Annotated in this window: 13 protein-coding genes; 2 read left to right on the forward strand and 11 right to left on the reverse strand. The window is 42.2% G+C overall.

What is annotated here, in order from left to right:
* Window positions 1–143: 143 nt before the first annotated feature.
* Entirely contained in the window at window positions 144–1,832 is a 1,689-nt protein-coding gene (locus C8D94_RS02210) for an ABC transporter ATP-binding protein (RefSeq protein ID WP_115122265.1), read from the reverse strand.
* 455 nt (window positions 1,833–2,287) lie between these two features.
* Here C8D94_RS02210 and C8D94_RS02215 point away from each other — a divergent pair, with 455 nt between their 5' ends.
* Entirely contained in the window at window positions 2,288–6,010 is a 3,723-nt protein-coding gene (locus tag C8D94_RS02215; protein ID WP_115122266.1) for a S8 family serine peptidase, read from the forward strand.
* 69 nt (window positions 6,011–6,079) lie between these two features.
* Here C8D94_RS02215 and C8D94_RS02220 read toward each other — a convergent pair whose 3' ends face one another.
* The 8 genes from C8D94_RS02220 to C8D94_RS02255 form a co-directional block, all read right to left on the reverse strand.
* A complete protein-coding gene (locus tag C8D94_RS02220; RefSeq protein ID WP_115122267.1) occupies window positions 6,080–6,793 on the reverse strand; it encodes a 3'-5' exonuclease in 714 nt (237 codons plus the stop codon).
* Window positions 6,794–6,885: 92 nt separating this feature from the next.
* Window positions 6,886–7,629: a LytR/AlgR family response regulator transcription factor gene (locus C8D94_RS02225; RefSeq protein ID WP_115122268.1), complete on the reverse strand. Its 744-nt coding sequence runs from the start codon at window positions 7,627–7,629 to the stop codon at window positions 6,886–6,888.
* On the reverse strand, window positions 7,619–10,474 hold the full coding sequence (locus C8D94_RS02230; protein ID WP_115122269.1) for a sensor histidine kinase: 2,856 nt from the start codon (window positions 10,472–10,474) through the stop codon (window positions 7,619–7,621). The genes C8D94_RS02225 and C8D94_RS02230 overlap by 11 nt, the downstream gene beginning before the upstream one ends.
* Window positions 10,475–10,510: 36 nt before the next feature.
* Window positions 10,511–11,014 (reverse strand): hypothetical protein, encoded by a 504-nt coding sequence (locus C8D94_RS02235; RefSeq protein WP_115122270.1) that lies wholly within the window; start codon window positions 11,012–11,014, stop codon window positions 10,511–10,513.
* Complete coding sequence (locus tag C8D94_RS02240) at window positions 11,011–12,756, reverse strand: T9SS type A sorting domain-containing protein (protein WP_115122271.1); 1,746 nt, start codon at window positions 12,754–12,756, stop codon at window positions 11,011–11,013. Before C8D94_RS02240 ends, C8D94_RS02235 begins: the two co-directional genes overlap by 4 nt.
* A gap of 18 nt (window positions 12,757–12,774) precedes the next feature.
* Window positions 12,775–15,177, reverse strand: a complete 2,403-nt coding sequence (locus C8D94_RS02245; protein WP_170134705.1) for a T9SS type A sorting domain-containing protein — start codon at window positions 15,175–15,177, stop codon at window positions 12,775–12,777.
* A 187-nt stretch (window positions 15,178–15,364) separates the two neighbouring features.
* Window positions 15,365–16,513 carry a serine hydrolase domain-containing protein gene (locus C8D94_RS02250; protein WP_115122273.1) on the reverse strand — a complete coding sequence of 383 codons (1,149 nt, stop codon included), beginning with the start codon at window positions 16,511–16,513 and terminating at the stop codon, window positions 15,365–15,367.
* A 9-nt stretch (window positions 16,514–16,522) separates the two neighbouring features.
* Window positions 16,523–16,996 (reverse strand): methylated-DNA--[protein]-cysteine S-methyltransferase, encoded by a 474-nt coding sequence (locus tag C8D94_RS02255; RefSeq protein WP_115122274.1) that lies wholly within the window; start codon window positions 16,994–16,996, stop codon window positions 16,523–16,525.
* A gap of 116 nt (window positions 16,997–17,112) precedes the next feature.
* Between C8D94_RS02255 and C8D94_RS02260 the strand changes: the two genes are divergently transcribed.
* Window positions 17,113–19,350 carry a response regulator gene (locus C8D94_RS02260; RefSeq protein ID WP_115122275.1) on the forward strand — a complete coding sequence of 746 codons (2,238 nt, stop codon included), beginning with the start codon at window positions 17,113–17,115 and terminating at the stop codon, window positions 19,348–19,350.
* Here C8D94_RS02260 and C8D94_RS02265 read toward each other — a convergent pair.
* Entirely contained in the window at window positions 19,347–20,444 is a 1,098-nt protein-coding gene (locus tag C8D94_RS02265) for a CNNM domain-containing protein (RefSeq protein ID WP_115122276.1), read from the reverse strand. The two genes, C8D94_RS02260 and C8D94_RS02265, sit on opposite strands and share 4 nt — an antisense overlap.
* A 98-nt stretch (window positions 20,445–20,542) precedes the next feature.
* Window positions 20,543–21,055: a DinB family protein gene (locus C8D94_RS02270; protein ID WP_115122277.1), complete on the reverse strand. Its 513-nt coding sequence runs from the start codon at window positions 21,053–21,055 to the stop codon at window positions 20,543–20,545.
* Window positions 21,056–21,077: the final 22 nt, after the last annotated feature.

A 21,077-nucleotide genomic window follows, 5' to 3' on the forward strand; every position in this document is an offset into this window, starting at 1 on the left:
TTTCAGCAACAAAATTTTATTTTATTGTTTTTACAAGATTAGGCTGAAACCCACCTCCCTCCAAATTGCGGGATATATCTATAAGTTTCTTTAAACATTGGTAACCCCTGGGGAAGAAACCGGATTGTTGATTTTCAACTTCGTTAAATGCCTTTCGGTATCGCATCTATCAATTTCTGGGTGTACTCTTTTGTGGGGTTGGCATAAATTTCATCCGCATCTCCCAGTTCTTCTATCTTTCCTTGGTTCATAACCAATAGCTGGTCTGCCATAAACTTAACAACGGCAAGATCGTGGGAGATGAATATATAGGTAAAGCCGAAATCTTCTTTCAGTTCATTCAGCAAATTGAGCACCTGCGCCTGTACTGAAATATCCAATGCAGAAACAGATTCATCGCAAATCACCAATTTAGGCTCCATGGCAATGGTTCGGGCAATTCCCACACGCTGTCGCTGGCCTCCGGAAAGTTCATGGGGATACCGGTTAAAATAGGTTTTGTCCAAACCTACCCGTATTAAAAGTTCCTGTACCCGCTTCTTCCGCTTTCTAGCAGATGTTTCAATAGAGTGTACCTCCATAGGTTCCATAAGCGCTTCGCCTATGGGCGTTCGCGGATTGAGAGACGAATAGGGATCCTGAAATATAAGTTGGATTTCTTTTCGTAACCGCCTGATTTCAGCTTTTGAGAGCTTCGTTAAGTCCTTTCCACGGTAATAGATGGCTCCCGCAGTTGCTTTTTCCAACTGTAAAATGGTCTTGCCCAAAGTAGATTTCCCGCAGCCAGATTCGCCCACCAGACCCAGAGTCTCCCCTTCAAAAACCGAAAAACTTACATCGTTTACCGCATGTACTGTATGTTTTTTAGTGAACAGTCCCCCTTTGGAGTAATATTCCTTGGAGACGTTCATCACCTTCAATAGTGGTTCTTGGGTGTATATCTTTTTGTGCTGAAAGGCCCGCTGGCTAGGCGTCACCACATTTTTGGTAAAAGTGCCATCGGCCAATGATGCAATCGTGGGCAATTGCTCCAAACGTTCGTCCAAAGTGGGTCGTGAGGCCAACAGGGCTCTGGTATAATCGGCTTTTGGGTGTTTAAAAATTTGTGAGACTGTTCCTTCTTCCACCACTTCGCCTTTGTACATAACGAGCACACGGTCTACAATTTCTGAAACAAGACTCAAGTCGTGCGAAATAAAAATAAGGCTCATCCCCGTTTCTTGTTGCAATTCTTTTAGCAGTTGCAAGATCTCCTTTTGTACCGTCACATCCAGGGCTGTCGTGGGTTCATCGGCAATGAGCAGTTTTGGTTTGCAAGCAATGGCCATTGCTATCATGACCCGTTGCATTTGCCCACCACTAATTTGGTGCGGGTAGCTCTTGTAAATTTCCTTGGGTCGCGGCAACTTCACTTTTTCAAAGAGCTGGAGGGTTTCTTTTTTTGCTTCGGAAGCAGCTAAAGAGGTGTGGTTCCTTAAAATTTCAGCAACCTGAAAACCACAGCTTAAGGAAGGGTTCAGTGCGCTCATGGGCTCTTGGAAGATCATAGATATCTCGTTTCCCCTTATTTTCTGAAATTCTTTCTCCTTGAGTGTAAGGATATTTTTCTCCTGAAAAGTAAGCCTTCCTTCTATAAAGGAAGTTTTTTTGGGCAGCAATCCCATAATGGCCAGGGAGGTGACAGATTTGCCCGAACCCGATTCCCCCACAATCCCTACAATCTCATTTTCTGAAATTTTAAAGGAAATGTCATGGATCACTTCCACCTTTTGTTTCTTGTTTCCGAAGGAAATTGAGAGGTCTTTTACCGTAAGCAGATTTTCTTTGGCCATATCCCAAAGGTACAATTAAAATTAAAGAGGACTTTGCGATTAAAATTTCTGTGTTTTCTTGAAGAGCACTTTTAAAAACTGAAAAAGTGTGTAAGTTTTACACGGTTTCGGGTCCTTTTGTAAGAAATTCTTTGTAGGAAATCTATTGTTAATAAAATCACAATGTATTTAGTCGAATAAAATTTTATAAATCGTAAAATTTTGTTTTATTTGATACGCTTTATTCAAAAATAGACTCATTTTATTGCCAATTAAGCAATAAAATGAGAATACTTTTAAGTGTTTTAATTTTTTTAGAACCAATAAAATAGCAATCAATTAATGAAAATTAAACCCCAAAAAATGATTCAACTTCAGTTTTTCTGACAAATCTAACTTAAGTATTCAAGATCCTTTACCGTTGTTTCTAACACGGAAGACAAACTTTGTTATTACACTAATCCAAAACGAAAAAAATGAAAAAAATTTATTACTTAGCCTTGGCGTTATGCACGAGTGGCGGGTTGTTATTTGCACAAACCCCTCAAGAGCAGCAAACCATAGCGTCCAGTTATAACCTTGGCCAATTGAATAGCTTGGCCACCGATTTTGCGAACACTTACCAACAACAAAAAGATGCAGCCGTACAAAGGGCATTGATAGATAATATTCCGGTACGGGTAACACTCCCCAATGGCGGCTTTGCGGAGTTACAATATTTTGCGGCAGATGGAAGCCCTATTTATTATAGAACACTTAATACCGATGCGGCACGATCTACCCGTACAGATCACCTTAACATAGGAGGAAGTCTTGGTTTGAGTTTGGACGGCCAGAACATGACTGCGTATGTTTGGGATGGTGGTCACGCAAGAGTTACGCACCAGGAATACGATGGTCCTGGAGGCTCCAATAGAGTTTCAGTAGAAGATGCTGCCTCTGAAGGGGGTACACAACTTAATTTCCACGCAGCTCACGTGACGGGAACGATTACCGCTTCCGGAGTTCAGGCAAGCGCAAAAGGAATGGCCCCTCGCTCAAGAGTACGTGGCTATATGTGGAACAACGATAAGTCCGAAGCTACTACCGCTGCAGCAAACGGAATGTTGCTCTCCAACCATAGTTATGGGTTTCGGTCAGATTTGGTGCCAGACTATTATTTTGGTGCCTACATTACCGAATCGCGTGATTGGGACAACATTATGTATAATGCGCCCTACTATTTAATGGTAGTGGCAGCAGGTAATGATGGTAATACAAACTACAACGGCAGCCCTCTTAACGGAAATTCCGCTTACGATAAACTCACGGGGCATTCTACTTCAAAAAATAACATGGTGGTTGCCAATGCGCAGGATGCCAATGTGGCCAACAATGGCGATTTGATAAGCGTAAGCATCAACAGTTCCAGTAGTGAAGGCCCTACAGATGATTTAAGGATTAAGCCTGATATTACAGGTAATGGTACCTCATTGTATTCTACCTACCACAATAGTAATACGGCCTATAATAGTATTACAGGAACCTCTATGGCTTCTCCCAATGTAACAGGTTCTCTATTGTTGCTCCAACAACATTACAACAATGTGAATGGAAGCTTTATGAGAGCAGCTTCACTTAAGGGATTGGCGCTACATACGGCCGATGATGCTGGGCCAAATGGACCCGATGCAGTATATGGCTGGGGCCTTATGAACAGCAAAAGAGCTGCAGAAACGATTACTGAAAATGGAACCAATGCTATTATCGACGAAAGAACACTGTCTTCAGGGCAATCGTACTCTGTAACGGTTCAAGCAGATGGGATAAACGATCTTTTAGCGTCCATTAGTTGGACAGACCTGGCTGGAACAGCAACAACGGCGACAAATTCGCCAAATGCCGTATTGGTAAACGATCTGGATATCCGAATTACCCAAGGCGGTAATACCTTCAGCCCATGGCGTTTGACCGGTGTTACCACTAATGGTAAAGGAGACAATAACAAAGACCCTTACGAGCGTGTAGATGTTGCCAACGCTTCAGGAAGTTACACTATTACGGTAACCCACAAAGGGTCCTTAAGTAGTGGTAGCCAGGCATTTACTTTAATAGTAACAGGGGTTACCACTGGAGGTGGTGGAGACACACAAGCACCCACAGCACCTACCAACCTGGCGGCTAGCAACATAACACAAACCACGGTAGATCTTTCTTGGAATGCTTCAACCGATAATGTGGGCGTAACCGGGTACGATGTATATCAAGGAAACACCCTCCTTAGTTCGGTTGCTGGTACTACAGCAAACGTAACAGGGTTAACTGCAAATACAGCGTATACTTTTAAAGTTGCTGCAAAAGACGCGGCTGGAAATGTATCTGGTTTCAGTAATATTGTTTCGGTCACTACCGCAGGTGGCGGTGGAGGTTCTGGATGTACCAACGGGATTACATCGTATCCCTATTCTGAAAGTTTTGAATCTGGTTTTGGTGCTTGGACGCAAAGTACAGCAGATGATATTAACTGGACGCGAGATTCCAACGGAACACCTAGTAGCAATACAGGTCCTTCCAGCGGAAGCAGTGGGGCATTCTACGTATATGTGGAAGCTTCAGGAAATGGCACGGGATACCCTAACAAACAAGCTATTTTAAATTCGCCATGTTTCGATTTGGGCGCGGCTTCTTCAGCTAGCTTCAATTTCGACTACCATATGTACGGGGCTTCAGATATGGGGACCATCCTTTTGGAGGCCAGTACCAATAATGGAGGATCGTGGACTACTCTATGGAGCCAAACCGGAAACCAAGGCAATTCTTGGCAATCGGTTAGCATCAATATGGCGGCTTATACCGGAAGTTCGGTTCAATTACGTTTCAACAGAACAACAGGAAGCACATGGCAAGCAGACATCGCTTTGGACAATGTTGAAATGACCACTTCTGGCGGCGGTGGAGGAAATAGCTGCGCAGGAGGTGTTTCTCTTCCTTATGCTGAAAGTTTCGAGTCGTCTATAGGTGCTTGGACACAGAGTACCGCAGATGATATCAACTGGACACGTGATTCCAACGGGACCCCAAGTTCCAACACAGGACCGTCAAGCGGTGCAGAAGGAGCTTTTTATATGTATGTGGAAGCTTCGGGCAACGGAACGGGCTACCCCAACAAACGTGCTATATTGAACTCTCCTTGCGTGGACCTTTCTTCGGAAAGTGCTGCAAACTTCAATTTTGCATACCATATGTACGGTGCTTCGGATATGGGTAGTATCGCCCTAGAAGCCAGTGACGATAATGGTGCAACCTGGATATCGCTCTGGAGCCGAACGGGTAACCAAGGAAACGCCTGGTTAACCGAAAGCATAGACCTTTCAGCCTATCTTGGAGGCAGTGTTCAATTGCGCTTTAACAGGGTGACAGGAAGTACTTGGCAAGCAGATATAGCTGTTGATGATATTTCCATTACTTCTGGCGGTGGTACTAATCCACCTCCAACAGGGTATTGCTCTTCTAATGGTAACAATACCAACGACGAGTATATCCAGCGAGTACAGATAGGAAGTATCGACAACCCAAGTGGAGCTTCTACGGGAGGATATGGGGATTATACCAACCTATCTACAAACCTTTCAAGTAGTAACTCTATTACAATTACTCCAGCTTGGACAGGCACTGTATATCCAGAAGCGTATGCAGTTTGGGTAGACTGGAACCGTGATGGTGATTTTGACGATAGTGGCGAACTGGCTTATTCCAGAGCAGCTACCACGGCTACATCGGTAACGGGATCTTTTGGAATCCCAGCTGGTGCCTCGGTGGGAGCAACCCGTATGCGTGTTTCTATGAAGTATAACGCTATTCCTACACAGTGTGAGTCTTTCACCTATGGAGAGGTAGAAGATTATATTGTAGTGATTGGTGCAGGAACCAATGGTACGACCAATGATCCGAACACAGGAACCAATATTCAGGCTCCAGTATTGGGCAATGATGTAACCGTAAGTTTATATCCCAACCCAGTATCCTCTAGAGGGATCCTGAACATAGAGGTACTTGGCACAACCGCTACCCAAATAACCATATTCAATATGTTGGGGCAGGCTGTGCTGCAGAGTAACTTTGTAGAAAGTATAGATGTAAGCAATTTACAGAGTGGCTCCTATCTCGTTGAGATTGAAACTGGTAATGGAGTCATTACAGAGCGATTTATTAGAGAGTAGTTATAAAATTATTCCAAAAGCAAAAGCCCGTTTCAAATTACTGAAACGGGCTTTTTTGTGTATTATCTTTTACACAGAAATCACTTCATCCTCCACCAAAAGCGCTTCATTCCGAAGTTTTAGAACTATTTGCGCCACGGTTACCGTGTCTTTTTCGCAGTAGGTAATAATACGGTCTATGTCGTTTTCTTCATAAAAAACATCCCTAACTTGGCTGCCGTCAATATCGTCCTTGGGCGAAGGGATGCCTAATACGTGCGCCAATAGTTTCAGTGAAGTAAAGGTTTTATAGTCGCCAAACTTCCAGAGCTCCAAAGTATCCAGATGCGGCACTTCCCAGGGTTTTTTCCCCAAAAGGTTCAGTTTAAAGGGAAGTGTGATACCGCGGATGATCATCCGTCGGGCAATGTAAGGAAAATCAAACTCCTTGCCGTTGTGAGCGCAGAGCACATGCTGAGGTCTGTTGAAATGTGACTCGAGCATCCTTTTAAATTCTTTTAAAAGCGAAATCTCTTCTCCGTGAAAGCTTGTGACCCGAAATTTACGGACATCGCCCTGCATCTTGAAGAATCCCACCGAAATACAGATGATCTTCCCGAACTCTGCCCAAATACCCGCACGGTCGTAAAACTCTTCTGCGGTGTATTCGCCTTTGCGCTGGTAATTGGTTTTTTGGTCGTATAGGATTTGTGTAGTCTCCTCCAGTTCATCGAAAGTGGCAAACTCCGGCACGGTCTCAATATCCAAGAACAGGATATGTTCCAAGTTAATTCGCTTCAGCATAATAGGTCGTTAAAATGAAGGGGAGTTGGTTAAAACTACAAAAATTATTTTGAAGTGGGTCAAAAAATCAATTTTCATAGGTTTTCCTAGCACTATAGATTTTTTATCATTTCCAGAAAATCATTTCTTCGGTAGCGGGAAACAGGGATTTGGTGTTCGGCCAGCAGGACATAGCCTTCTTTAAGGTATTTTGTGATATAGTTGAGGTTTATCAAGTGCGATTTATGTACTTGAAAGAAATCCTTGTCCTCTAACATTTTAACAAAATGCCCAATGTTCTGGGAACTCAGGATTGGTTTTTTTCCGTTGCGATAGATCCTTGTGTATCCATCCTCGCCTTCGCAACGTATTATCTGGCTTATTTCTAGAAACTCGAGTCCATCTTGGGTTGGGATAATCACTTTACGGTCCTGGAATCGTTTTACACCCAAATTTTCAATGAGTTGTTGGTTTTTGATAAGCGCATTCTTTTCGGCAATGTTCTCTTTGGCTTTGTTAACGGCCTCAACCAGTTCATCGTTGTCAATGGGCTTTACCAAATAGCCAATGGCGCAATGCTTTATGGCCTCTATGGCATATTCGTCGAAACCCGTGGCAAATACAATCTCGAAATTAGGGTTTTTAAGTTGTTTTAAAATGTCAAAACCGCTCATTTCGGGCATGGCTACATCCAGAAAAACCAAATCGGGCTTTTCTTCTTCTAGGCATTCTAAAGCTTCCTTCGGTTTTTGAAACGTTGCAACTACGCTCACATCTTTACAAAGTCTTTTAAGCTTGTGTTCTAAAATGGCCAATGCCTTGGGCTCGTCGTCAATGAGTATAGTTTTAAGTATCATACGGAGGAGTTAGTTTTAAAGTTACCAGCGTTCCGGTTATGGCTTTGTTGCCTGCTTTATCTTTTATGGAATACTCAATTTTCCAGTCTTTATTTTGTGAAAGCAACTCAAGACGTTCTTTAAGTACAAGGGTACTGTTGGAGCGATAGTTACGGTCGCTATTTTTATAAATCTCCTTTGCTCTTTCAATACCCACACCATCGTCTTCGATTTCGATTTTCAGGGTATGACCATCGACTTTATGAAACCTAAGTTGGATAGTTCCTTTTCCTTCTTTATGAAAAACACCGTGGTTAATGGCGTTTTCTACGATGGGCTGAAGGATCATCGATGGGATTACAACGTTTTCAGTATCGATGGTTTTATCAACTTCAAGGGTATAGTCCAGTTTGTCTTCAAAACGCATTTTTTCTATTTCCAAATAATTGGTGAGCAGATCTATCTCTTCGGAAAGAGGTAGCGTTTGTTTTCGTGAAAACTCAAAGAACTGCCGGATGAGCTTGGAGAATTTAGAAAGGTATTTTTCCGAAAGGGTCACCTCATTCCGCTGTACAAAATACTGGATTGCATTCAAGGAGTTGTGTACAAAATGCGGGTTCATCTGGGAGCGTAGCGCCTGTAATTCCAACCCTGCCAATTTCTTTTCGCGTTCGGTTTTTTGGGACGCTCTTTTTTTTGCGATTCTGTAAAGCATCCAGCCAAGTAGCCCTAAGACCAATAGCCCAATGAGCATGGCGGCTATCTTAAAATAGGTGGTTTGCCACCAGGCAGGTAGCACTTTAATGGTCAGTGATTTTGTGGCACTGTTACGATGCTGGTCCGTGGCGGTTACCTCAAGGGAATAATCCCCAGGGGTCAGGCTGGCAAAGGTAATACTTTGCGAGGTACTAACTTGCCAATCTTTTTGCTCGGGGAGTAAGCGATAGGAGTATTGAATGTTCTCTTGATTAGTATAATCGAGCGTCCCAAACGCAATTGAGATGTTTTTTGCATTTTCAAATGGAAATTGAAGTGTATCGCTCTTGGTATCAAAATATACCACAGGTTTTTGTGAAAATTCCTTGCTCTTTAGGTTGAGGGTGGATAATCCCAAATCTGTTGCTACAAATAAGAGCGAGTCCTGAATGGCAATATCGTTTACATTTTTGTCCAATATCCCATCGGCCGTATAAAACGAATTGATGATTTCTGATTTTTTTAGGACTGGATTTAATTTTAGGACTTGCACTCCTCTTTGGGTGGCCAGCCATAGGAGGCTATCTTTCTGGATGATTCGGTTCACCGAAAGGCCTTTGGTTTCCGGGATTTCGGTAAAGGTGCCATTTTCCAAAACTTGTACGCCGAAGCCATCGGTGCCGAGAAACAACCTGTCTTTTTTAGAAACCGCAATTAGGTAGGAGATAGTTCGGTTGGTATCTTGTGTACCGTATGGTAGCAAGGTGTCTTGTGCCAAAACGTGCAATCCATCGCTACCATAAACCAAAAGAGTGTCTCGATGACTTGCAAATCCATTTTTTCCTTGAACAGACTGTAAAACATCAAAATATTCGTTGCTTCTGCTTTTGGCAATAAGGTTGTGAAACAATACATAGGTGTCATTGCCGTGCAGTGTGATGTCTCTTAATCCAAATAAATTAACATCCTGCTTTAGTGCGTGTACTTCACCTTTGTAAAGCTGCTGCCGTTGTATGGTTTTGTGGTCGCTTTTACTATGGGTAGCAGCAGCAATATATTTTCCAAAAGGTGGTAATTTTTTGATTTTATAGATATTCCCGATAGGATGCAACTTAGTTTTTCTGAACATCCCTTCTTTATAAAATGCTATGGATTGGTTATAAATACCTGCAAATAAAGTATCCTCCAACACTTGCAGTCTTTGAACTTTTTGGTCTATAAAATGGGTTTTTGCGGCCAAGGCTGTTGCTGGAATCATTTTTAGGCCTTTGGAGAGGCTGCACATCCATAGGTTGCCATCGTTATCTACAATGGCGCGTGTATGGTCTTTTAAGTCTGGGTGCTCTATGGTTTTGAGCTTGTTGAAATTATAGTCAAAGATTTGTACTTCGGTTTTGGTCTTCCACTGCAAATTATATTCATTGTTCCATACGAACATTAAATTGTCTTGTTGATTTTCGTCCAAGGAAATTGTCCTTACCTTACCAGTAGTTAAGTTTACTAAGACCAAGCCTTCAGCATAAACCTGCCAAAGGATTTCATTATAGATGCCATAGGGCTCGTTTGCAGAACCATTTAAGCTTAGTTTATAAGGAACAGGGATATATAATTTTATTTCAAAACCAGATGTTCGTTTAGCAAAAATTTTGAAGTTTGAAATATTTCGGGCGATGTTTATACTATCGTTTACTTGGTAATCATTATTGCCGTCTCCATCAATATCTGAAGTATTAAGCCCCAATTTCCATTCGTTGTTTTCAAAAAAATAGCTGTCGTGATAAAAAAAACCAACTTTATTTTTATTCAATGCAAAATATGCAGGGCTAATGGTTTTATTATTTTCAACAGGAAAGCTATACACACTATCGTTAACAATATAGCCTTGGCGGTTGCTTTTGGAAGCATACCAAACCTTGCCGTCTGGCGTTACCTCTAGCTTCCAGGTGTCATTATTGGGCAGGCCGTCCTGTACGGTAAAGGTCTTGAATGTCTTGCCATTGTATTTTACCACGCCCTTGTTGGTAGCAATCCAGATAAATCCTTTCGCGTCCTGCACCACATCGTACACCGTGTTGGAGGGGAGGCCGTTAGCTGTGGTAAATACATACACCTGTTGCCCCCAGAGAACTAGAGGGAACAGTAGCAGGAGTTTGGTTAGTTGCCTAAGCATAGGGGAAGGTAGCTTAAAATATAATGGATTACAATTTTAAGGATTGGTAAAGGGGTCTCTCTCAACATCTATGGCAATCGCTATGCTATGCTGCGCGTTACTGCTATCAAAGTAGGTTCCGTTCACATCTAGCACGACCTGCTGGCCCACATTGCCGTATTGTTGTAGTTGTAGGGTAACCGTATTGGTGGTGTTGGCATAGTCTATATCAACTCCCTCAATGGTAAGAACCGAGTTTATCAGAACGGGATTGGTTATGGTCACCGTATAGGGTGCGGTATAATCGCTCTGGATGGTGCGCGGTAGCTCCAAATGAAAAGCATCTGTCCCGTTGCTGGAGTCTATAACAAAATAGCCCATAAAACCCGATGTGGGCGGAAGCGGGATAAAGCGCGCTTCAATGTTCATTTTATAAGGTTGTGGCGTACCTCCGTCTATGCTTACCTCTATGTTTTCACTGCTTCGGTTGGGGGTGTTATCATCATCGCTATCGCAGGCTATCAATGTTGCTGAAAGTAATAAAAGAAGTAATTTTTTCATTGTTTGATGAATTTAAAGGTCTCGGTTTTGTTGTCTTCTGAAATGAACTTTATAAAATACACACCGTTTTGCAGGCTAGTCAGGTTGATTCCCCTATCTGGAACGCTATCATCTTGCATTATTTGCTTTCCGCTTACATCAAAAATTCTATAACCTAGCTTTATGGTCGTATTCACGTTCAAGACGCTATTTGTTGGATTGGGAAAAAGTTGGGGACGTTTGTTGTGTGGGGTGGTAACGGACAAGACAGTTCCTTGTTCACAATTCGTTTTTTCCAAAGCAATATTTTGACTGCTGTATGAGATGGCTTGAGCCACAATGGTTTTATTGTTTATAGTCGTGGGCACCAATTGGAGGTTTATAAGGTTTTCGGTTGCTGTAAAAGAGGTGGTATCACAAGTGTTTTGGAGGCTGGGAGTGAGTGCTATCATTTCTATGGCTGAACGGTTTGGGCCATAGGATCTATTGGCTACCATAAAAGAACAAGAACCACCTTGTGATACAAAACCCATATCTGGGTGAAATATCAATGGGCTCTGTCCCTCCCAAAAACGGAAATAATCTTGATAGTCTGGGTTATCCTTATAAGGAACAGGATAGCTTTTGGCATAGCTTATCCTTCCGGTGGTTTTATTGACACTTACTGTAAACGGCACGGTGTTGGCGCTCACAGTAGGCCCCGTAGGATCCTGTATAATTGCATCCCGCTCATAGCCAAAGATCACCAAATCGTTCGGAAAACTAGGGTCTGTGTTTTTTGAAATTTTGAAGCCGGTACGGTTTAGCTCGCTTCCATTCACATAACTCCAGGAGTGGTTTAACAGGATGGATCCTGTACTACTGTCTATCGTTGTCAAACCAAAATAATGTGTATCTGAATAGTACACTAATACATATATATAGCCAGTCGCACTTTCAAAGTAAGCGTCCACTCCTACATCTCTGAAATTTCCTCGTACATAGGAATTGGTCCAGAGGGTGTTGCCATCCCCATCAAATTTTGATAATAGTATGCTTTGCCGTGTTCCACTGGGTTCATTCACACTGCCTGTTACAAAGAATCCAACGGAGGTTTCGGTTACACGGTTCATCATATCATAATCTACCAAGCCAGTTGTGGATGATTCTGAACTTCGAGTCCAAAGAGGTGCTAAATTTATGTCTGTTCGCATTAAGAAGCCAGAACCATTGTCATCTACATTTACAGTATAGATGAAATTATAGAAGCCTGCAACGACAAAGCCAGGTTCAGGGGCTCCGTTATAATTTTTTTCAGTGTAGATAATATGCAGGCCTTGGGAATGGAATCCAGGCTCTATCTCGAATGCATTTTCACGTACTATGGTACCGTTTGTAGCATCTACCACAGCAATATAAGCTTCGTTTAAATTCCCATTGTTTGTATAGCCGGTTACCGCTATATACTCTTGTCCATTTTCATCATATCGAACAGCATCGAACCCTCTGGATGCATGGGTTTGGTCAAATTCCTTTTTCCAAACGATGCTTCCATTTGATCCGTTTATCCTGACCAGAAAAAGGGTTTCTTGCGTAAAACTCTCGGTGAATTTTGTACCGACTATCACAAAATCATGGCTGTTGTCTTCTAGCTCAATTGTGTTGAGATCTTTATAGTGAGAACTGGATATGAACTCTACCAAATTATCTTGGTACTGAGGGCACTGGGCCTGTGCCGCCCAGAGGCTCAGCATTAGTATGGTATAAAAGTAGAATATTCTCATATCGCTATATTCGATTAATTACTCTACAATTAGGCGTAGGGTTTGTATGCCTCCAAAAGCATTTACTTTCACAAAGTACATTCCCTGTGATAATCTATCAATTTGCACGGGTTTACCAGTGTAAGTGTGTTGCATTACTTCACGCCCTTGCATATCGTAGATCATAAACCCTGTTATGGTCGCCTCGCTCTCTATCTTGAAATGACTCGATGCTGGATTGGGGTATAGTGCAATTTCTGTTCGAGGGTTTTGCAACTCTTCTGTATCCAGAACAACTACATTGGTTCCAGTACCTTCGCAACCGCAATCTTGATCATAATAAAAGAACTCTTCATCGCACAAATTATAACTTATTGCAATGGGACAGTTTGGGTTTATATAAGGTATGATGCGGGTAATAATCCAATCACAAGCTAGATCTGAGCTAGTTCCAGGGTCATCGTTAAAACCAAACTGATTGATAACTCCAGTAAGGTTTACATCGGGAAGTGTCCCAGTGGTAACAGCACCATTATTTTCGTGAAAGTACATTCTAGCCCCTCCAAATGTTGGGGAGGGAAGTAAGGGGTCGCTAATAAATACATCCAAATCCCCATCGCAGTCTGCATCGTAGATTTCTGGGGTGTGATAGCTACCACTGTTGTCGGGTATAAAAGGATTGTTTATTGTTCCACCAACATACATTTGCGAGCCCGTTAGTCCAAAATATGGAGGTGGCCCGCCACTTACCCCCAAATTTTCAAAATAAGCCGTCCCATTCAATGTTCCAGACTGATTACTTATGAGGATATCGTGGAGCCCATCATTGTTGAGGTCGCCTACGGCAATTAAATCCTGATCGCTAAAACCATATTGGTCTGGGCCGGGAAGTCCGGCATTTATAAAGGGCAGTCCAGAAGCGGGAAACCCTCCGCTTCCGTTGTTTAGGAACAACCAAATTCCTGCGTCGCCAGAAGCGTCTATTCCAGAGACCAAAATGTCGTTAAAGCTATCTCCGTTCCAATCTATAAAACGATAACTGTACGACAGGAAATTTGGGCCAAAGGCACTAGTGCCAGGAACTGAATAAACCGGTGTGACTCCGGGACCCGCTGTATTTTCCAATATAAAGAGCTCATCGCCTGTTTTGGTGTAAAGAATATCCATATCACCATCGTTGTCTACATCGCCGTATTCCTTGTCTTTTCCAAAAAATGGATTGGTGTTCAATTCATCTTTTACAACCGTTGAAAATAGAGTGGGGACGGCATTGGTAAAAGGGTCTAGGTTGAGACAGAAGGGGCTAGAGCTGAACATTCCGGAGGCAAAAGTAGGTAGCCCAAGCCTTGACAGGGTGCCTCCAGCGAGTGTTATCGAATTATTGCTAAAGGTGGCTGGGAAAGATGTGATATTGGTTATTTGAGCCAAGTTATTTGTGTTCATTTGAGCGGCGTAGATGCTCATACCGTCCGGTGCAAGTTGCAATGCACCTCCCCGGGTTCCAATATTTGAGCCTAGTTGCACGGGCGTTGGTATTGAAGTAATATTCGAAATATCATATTGCCAAACACTACGCAGGAAATAATCGGTTGCGAATAAATAATTGTCGTCGGGCGAAAATTCCAAACCATATGCACCACCCGTCGTATCTGTTAGTGCTGTGACAAATGAGGTTACATTTCCCGTAACATTGTCAAATGAATAGACGTCTATTTCTCTACTACAGTATAACTGTGCAACTGCAAGAACATCACCAGAATTATTGAATTTTATTTGGCCAGGGTCATTACCATCGGTATTACATTGCGTTCCGTTTGTGGCAGAAGTATTTGCTTGTGAAGAAACATAGACGTTAGGAGTAAGAGATACTCCCGCACAGGTCACTCCCCAGGTATATATTTCGGCAAAACTGATCGATGAGTTTTCTTTTGTAGATGAAACCCAAATGTCTTGACCGTTGGCGTTAAGCGTTGCGGCAATTTTTTCGGAAGCATCTGCCAACAACAACGTTTCCGACCCTACTACCACATCCCCAAGTCCGCCGTTAAGGCACATGTCAACCTCATAGTAATGTAATCCGGGCATTATGGTTCTGGCACCTGCAGTAAAAATGTAGTATAGATCAGGATTACAGGGGTTGGCCACTACAAGTGAGGAATGGGTGCTACTAGGATCTCCTTTGAGATTGGTGCCATTGGGCATCGTGGTATTTGTGCTATCATATACATTTCTTCCATCTGTATAAAACAATAGATTTCCACTCGCATCGGCCACCGATGAGCAGCCTTCTCCTGTATTAAGGTTTCCCGTAGTAACAGTAGGTGTTGCCGTATTAAAATCTATGTAAGCATTCTGTCCAAAAAACCAATGGTTTTTTTCATTCTGCCCAAATGAAATGGATATGGCCAGTATTAAACTTAAAGTGAGGTAAAAATGTTTCATGATTGAAATTATTTTGGTTATCGTTGCCACAAATATGGACAACATGCTAAAAGACCACAATGGAGAATACAGTAAATCACAGGGTTATGCGATTACTGGCAGTTTTCAATCGAGAAACGGTACAAAAGGGAAAAACCCCTGTTCATAAGGGGCGAAAGCTTGTTAATAGTGCTTTTTGATTGTTGCTCTAATGGCTAAGTTTCAACGTTTTATACACCTCTTCCACATAGGTATAGAAATCTGAAGAAAAAGGAAGATCACTACGTGACCCACGTTGATGGCCCAACCGGACAATGATTAGATCATCCTCGGGGATGGTAATAACGTATTGGCCCAAGATGCCACGCATTACAAAAATCTCTTTGCCCAAATGGTCGCTCAACCAAAACCCATAGCCATATTCGGGACTATCTTCAAAGCGGGGTTGTACACTTTTTGCCACAAAGTTCGAATCCAATAATTGTCTCCCATTCCAGTTTCCGAAGTCTTTGTACAGCTTCCCGAAGCGTGCAAAATCACGTGCATTACTCGCCAAGCAGCAGTAGGCCTTTACCAAGCGGTTTTCATCATCGTCTACCTGCCACAGTGCGGGCTGTTCAAACCCCATGGGCTGCCAGAAGCTTTCATAAAGGTAGGTTTCAAGCTGCTTGCCCGTAGCGTTTTCCAACACCATTGCCAACAATTGGGTGTTTCCGCTAAGATATTTGAACGATTCTCCAGGTGTTTCGGTCACCTCCAAACCTAGAATGGTTTCTGCAAGATCGTCATCATAATAAGAACGTGCTGTCACGCTAAACGGACTGGTATAGCTCTCGTCCCAATTGAGGCCGCTGGACATGGAAGAGAGGTCTCCTACGGTCATATTTGTTCCTTTAAATTTTGGGATAAAATCACCCACGGGTTGCTGCAGGTTTTCAATAAACCCATCTTGGATGGCTTTTCCTAAAAGCGCTGAGGTAACACTCTTGGCCATGGAAAAAGAGTTGGTTTGGGAGGTTTCACCATACCCCTCGTTGTAGTATTCATGCACAATACTATCATTTTTAATGATTATAAAAGCAATGGTGCGAAAGTCTTCGTGGGTTTCCAGCAATGTCTCAGTTGGACTAATGGTATTAAAATCTTTATGCACTGGCCAAGGTTGTGGTTGTGTGCTGGCTGGGATGGTTTCATTTTTAAAATAGCTGTGGTCATCTATAAAGGCAGTGGTGTGCCCGGTAAAATACACAACCCGTACTCCTTTTAAAATGTAGTCGTGATCGGTTATATAAGCCAAGGCTATGAGTAGTAGCGCAATGCCAAGGAACCAGCTTAAAATTTTTTTCAACTTCTTCATTGTATAAAATTAAAACAATTTCCCCTGTTTTATTGGACTCTCGTGTTCCAACAACCATTTTTTGCGGTGCAGTCCACCAGCATACCCAGTTAAGGAACCATCACTACCAATCACCCTGTGACAGGGGACTACAATGGCAATAGGGTTTTTGCCATTGGCGCTCGCTGCGGCGCGAATCACTTTTGGATCGCCCAGTTGGTTTGCCATCTCTTGGTAGGATGTGGTTTTTCCGTAAGGGATATCTTGTAGCTTTTTCCATACTTTTTGCTGAAAAACAGTGCCCTTGGGAGCCAATTGTAAACTGAATTCCCTGCGCTGTTTATTGAAATATTCATTCAATTGTATCACAGCTTGCTGAAGCACAGGCGGAACTTCAATTGTTTCTGAGATTGGGGTATCCACAAAACTAATAGATGAGATACCGTCCCTGGAACCTTCGATAAAAAGAGGGCCAAGAGGGGTATTGATAGAGATGTTTACCATTTGTACCAAGATACGTGTTTACACGTAATTTTAAAACAGAAGCAGACTATTTTCTGTAAATGTTTTGATACTTAGGGGGTTATATGTAGATTAGCAATCCCTAAAATCCATTAAAAATGAAACTACCTACCCCTGCAACTTTCATTTTGCTATGCTTTATTTTGCCGTTCTCGGTCTTCTCGCAGGTTGCTAAAGATAGTCTTGAAGTACTATTAGAAACGGGTAGGGACTACTACCATAAGCACGATTACGCAAAATCTATTGAGTTCAATACTCTTTTAATTGAAGAAGCTGCCAAAATCCAAGACCACTATTATGCATTTAGGGGATATGATGGGTTGGGAAATCTTTATAGCTGGGTGCTCAAGGATACCTTAAAAGGAAATTACAACGGCCATAAAGCATTGGAGTATGCGCTGTTATCGCAAGAAGATAGCTTAATTGCATGGGCATATACTTCCTTGGGCAACAAAATTGGAGAGAGTGGCGTGCATATGGAAAAAGCGATTCCTTATTACGAAAAGGCTATTGACATTCGAAAAAAACAAGAGGGCGGTGATGTAAAGAATATTATCGAATACATGAACATTGGATGGACCTACATAGACCTTGGCCAGACAGACAAAGCCCTGCCCTATCTAGTTAGTACACGGGAACTTACCAAAGTTGAAAAACAAAGCCCGTTACTGGAGCTCAATCTGGATATTTTGTTTGCAAGGCATCATCTCTTAAAAGATAATTATCCAAAATCAAAGGCCATTGAAATTTTACGTAACGTTGTGGCAACTGCAAAGGAAAAAGATTACATAATCCAAGCAGCCGAGGGTAATAAATTCCTGGCACAGGCATATGAAATGACGGGCCAGTACAAACTTGCCAATCAAGCTATAAAGGATGAGCGCAGTTTTACCGACAGGATTTTTGCTTCAGAAAAAGTAGTGGCTATTGAAGAGGCCAGTGCCAATTTCCAATTAAAAGAATACCAGCAGGATGCAGAAATTGCAAAGGCCGAAAAAGAACTTTCGGCAACTTTGGTAAACAGTACCCGTACCATTATGGTAATCTTAGGGGTTTTTGCTATAATTCTATGTGTGGTTTTCTTTGTTATCTATAATCTGGCCAAAGCTCGAAAATCCAATATCACAAAGCTTAAGGAAACCAATCTGGCTTTGGTACAGGCCAAAGATGAGGCCGAAAAGTTGAGCAAGCTAAAGACCCAGTTTTTCTCTACAGTAAGCCACGAGTTGCGCACACCACTCTACGGTGTTATTGGGCTGTCCTCACTTCTCCTTGAAGACAAAAAACTAAGGTCGCACAGAGGAGACTTGGAGTCCCTTAAATTTTCGGCAGACTATCTATTGGCGCTCATAAACGATGTGCTCACCCTCAATAAAATGGATGCCAACGGCCTGGAGCTAGAAAAAACACCATTTCAGCTTACAGCGCTTTTAAACAATATTGTGCGTTCGTTTGCCTTCAGCTTGCAACAACACAATAATAAGCTTCACCTGTCCGTAGATGAAAATTTACCCAACCAATTTTTAGGAGACTCGGTACGGGTATCCCAAATCTTGATGAACTTAGTAGGTAATGCCGTGAAATTTACAGAAAATGGAAACATCTGGCTCACGATCCATCAAGTTGAAATTTTAGAAGACGATACCCATACGGTTCAATTTACAGTGAAAGACGATGGTATTGGCATCCCGAAGGAAAAACAACGGGAAATCTTTGAGGAGTTCACCCAGGTGGAAAACCGGAACTATAACTACCAAGGGACAGGTTTAGGACTTCCCATTGTTATGAAGTTGTTACAGCTGTTTGGAAGCAAGATCAATCTGGAAAGCGATACCGGAAAGGGTGCCACTTTCTCTTTTTCATTAGCGCTAAAGGAAATACAAACCGAAAGCAGGCCAGAAATTAGCAGCATTACCAGTGATGAATTGGTTTTAGAAGATCACTTGTTTGAAAACTTACACATCTTGGTGGTAGACGACAATAAAATAAACCAAAAGATCACACAGAAAATCCTTGAGAGCAAGCACTTTGGTTGTAGTCTGGCCAACGATGGTCTAGAGGCCGTACAAATGGTTAAGGACAACCGTTACGATCTGGTTTTAATGGATATCCATATGCCAAGAATGAACGGTATGGAAGCTACAGAGGCCATTAGAAAGTTTGACCAAACCGTACCCATTATTGCCCTAACAGCAGTTGAGGTAGATGAAATACGAAAAAAGATTTTTGAATGTGGCATGAACGATATCATACTGAAGCCGTACGACGCATCACGATTTATTAATACCATTTTGCGCAACCTGAGTATTTTGCCAGAGAATATAAAAGCAAGCTAATTAGTACTTTCATCGGGACTTTCCTCTTGCAACTGTATCCCCATGCGCTTGGCACGGCGTTCCCAGTTTTTTCGTGCAGCAACTTGCATATCCTCTACCGTGTCACTCTCGTCCATGATCTCTAGACCCAAGAGGGTTTCAATAATATCTTCCATAGTAACTACGCCTATGGTGTTACCAAATTCGTCAACCACAAGGGCAATATGTGTGCGTTGTTTCAAGAAGGTGTCAAAAAGTTCAGGGATAGGCTTTTGGGCATCCACTACCGAAATTTCACGTTTTATATCGCTCAATGTTTTGTTGCCCCGCTCTTCAACAATTTCTTCAAGGACATCGTCTTTCAGTACAAAACCCGTAACATTGTGGCTTTTATCTTTGAACACGGGTATTCTTGAAAAGCGCAGGTTTTTATGGTCGTTGTGAAATTTGGATAAGGTGGTATCCTCGTCTTCCATTTCAACAACGGGAAAAGGTGTCATGACATCTTTGGCCAATACCGATTTGAATACCAATAGGTTTTTTATAACGGCACCTTCGTTTTCCTCAAAAACCCCTTCCTGTTCGGCAGCATCGGTAAGGGCAATAAACTCTTCGCGGCTCATCGTGCTTACGTGGGCACTTTTACCAATGAGTTTTGTGGTGAGGGTTAAGATCCAAAGAATACCCGTGTATTTCAACGGAAACATCATTGCTTTAAGGGATACAGCAGTAAAGGATCCCAATTTTTTCCAGTACGTAGCACCAATGGTCTTGGGGATGATTTCTGAAACAATCAAAATAAGCAAGGTCATGATCGCCGAAACAATACCCACAATGTTAAAGCCCCAGATTTCAACTTTATAAGGAAGCTTTTCTGCCTGGACACCTACCAAGATCGCACCTACTGTGTGGGCAATGGTATTTACGGTGAGTATGGCAATAAGGGGTTGGTCTATGTCCTTTTTTATATTGGCCAGGGTTTTAGCATAACCCTTGCCCTCTGCTGTTTTCATTTTTATGAATGAAGGTGTAAAACTGAGCAATGCGGCCTCTAAAATAGAACACATAAACGAGAAAAAAATGGAAAGTACTGCGTAGAGTATCAATAAGCCCATAAATGGTGGTTTTTTGGCAAGTTAGTGTATTTGCCCTCTTTTAGCTATTAAAGATATTTTAAATTTTTGTTTTTTCGCCATAGATCCACAGGCTTTGGTCACCATCCCGAATACTTGGGAGGTTCTACATTTTTTAGATTTAAGTATACAATCAACTGTCCGCGGTGGTGCGTAACGTGGTCTTGTAAAAGAGTAAGGATTTGCAACTTGCTTTTTTGCCCAGCAAAGAAATTCACAGTATTTGCTAGACTTGCTTCTGGGGCTTTTTCAATAATTTTCAATGCATTGTCAAAAGCTTCGGAAAGTAGCGCAATGGTCTCGGCTTTTGATGAAGGGATTTCGGTTTCGCCTCTTTTGTAGGCTACTTCAGTAAAATAGGTATTGCTCAACCAGTCCATATTTCCTTTTATGTGAATGAGCTGTTCTTTAAAGGTCATCTGTCTTTCTGTAGGTTTAAAATCGAAATAATCCTCGGGCATAGCTTCGGCAATCCCAACAAGGTAATTCTTACTGTTCTCCCACTTTTCCAACCACGCTTTTTTGGGGGTGGTTTGTTGGGCGTAAGTAATTGTTGAAAGTATTAAAATGAAATATAAAACGATCTTTTTCATACTGTTAGTTTTGTTGTTGGAG

It is taken from the genome of Marinirhabdus gelatinilytica (assembly GCF_003353425.1).
Classification (GTDB): Bacteria; Bacteroidota; Bacteroidia; order Flavobacteriales; family Flavobacteriaceae; genus Marinirhabdus; species Marinirhabdus gelatinilytica.

Excerpts from the sequence above, each read along its gene's own strand:
- C8D94_RS02210 (WP_115122265.1), bottom strand. The coding sequence starts at position 1,832 with ATGGCCAAAGAAAATCTGCTTACGGTAAAAGACCTCTCAATTTCCTTC.
- C8D94_RS02215 (WP_115122266.1), top strand. The coding sequence starts at position 2,288 with ATGAAAAAAATTTATTACTTAGCCTTGGCGTTATGCACGAGTGGCGGG.
- C8D94_RS02220 (WP_115122267.1), bottom strand. The coding sequence starts at position 6,793 with ATGCTGAAGCGAATTAACTTGGAACATATCCTGTTCTTGGATATTGAG.
- C8D94_RS02225 (WP_115122268.1), bottom strand. The coding sequence starts at position 7,629 with ATGATACTTAAAACTATACTCATTGACGACGAGCCCAAGGCATTGGCC.
- C8D94_RS02230 (WP_115122269.1), bottom strand. The coding sequence starts at position 10,474 with ATGCTTAGGCAACTAACCAAACTCCTGCTACTGTTCCCTCTAGTTCTC.
- C8D94_RS02235 (WP_115122270.1), bottom strand. The coding sequence starts at position 11,014 with ATGAAAAAATTACTTCTTTTATTACTTTCAGCAACATTGATAGCCTGC.
- C8D94_RS02240 (WP_115122271.1), bottom strand. The coding sequence starts at position 12,756 with ATGAGAATATTCTACTTTTATACCATACTAATGCTGAGCCTCTGGGCG.
- C8D94_RS02245 (WP_170134705.1), bottom strand. The coding sequence starts at position 15,177 with ATGAAACATTTTTACCTCACTTTAAGTTTAATACTGGCCATATCCATT.
- C8D94_RS02250 (WP_115122273.1), bottom strand. The coding sequence starts at position 16,513 with ATGAAGAAGTTGAAAAAAATTTTAAGCTGGTTCCTTGGCATTGCGCTA.
- C8D94_RS02255 (WP_115122274.1), bottom strand. The coding sequence starts at position 16,996 with ATGGTAAACATCTCTATCAATACCCCTCTTGGCCCTCTTTTTATCGAA.
- C8D94_RS02260 (WP_115122275.1), top strand. The coding sequence starts at position 17,113 with ATGAAACTACCTACCCCTGCAACTTTCATTTTGCTATGCTTTATTTTG.
- C8D94_RS02265 (WP_115122276.1), bottom strand. The coding sequence starts at position 20,444 with ATGGGCTTATTGATACTCTACGCAGTACTTTCCATTTTTTTCTCGTTT.
- C8D94_RS02270 (WP_115122277.1), bottom strand. The coding sequence starts at position 21,055 with ATGAAAAAGATCGTTTTATATTTCATTTTAATACTTTCAACAATTACT.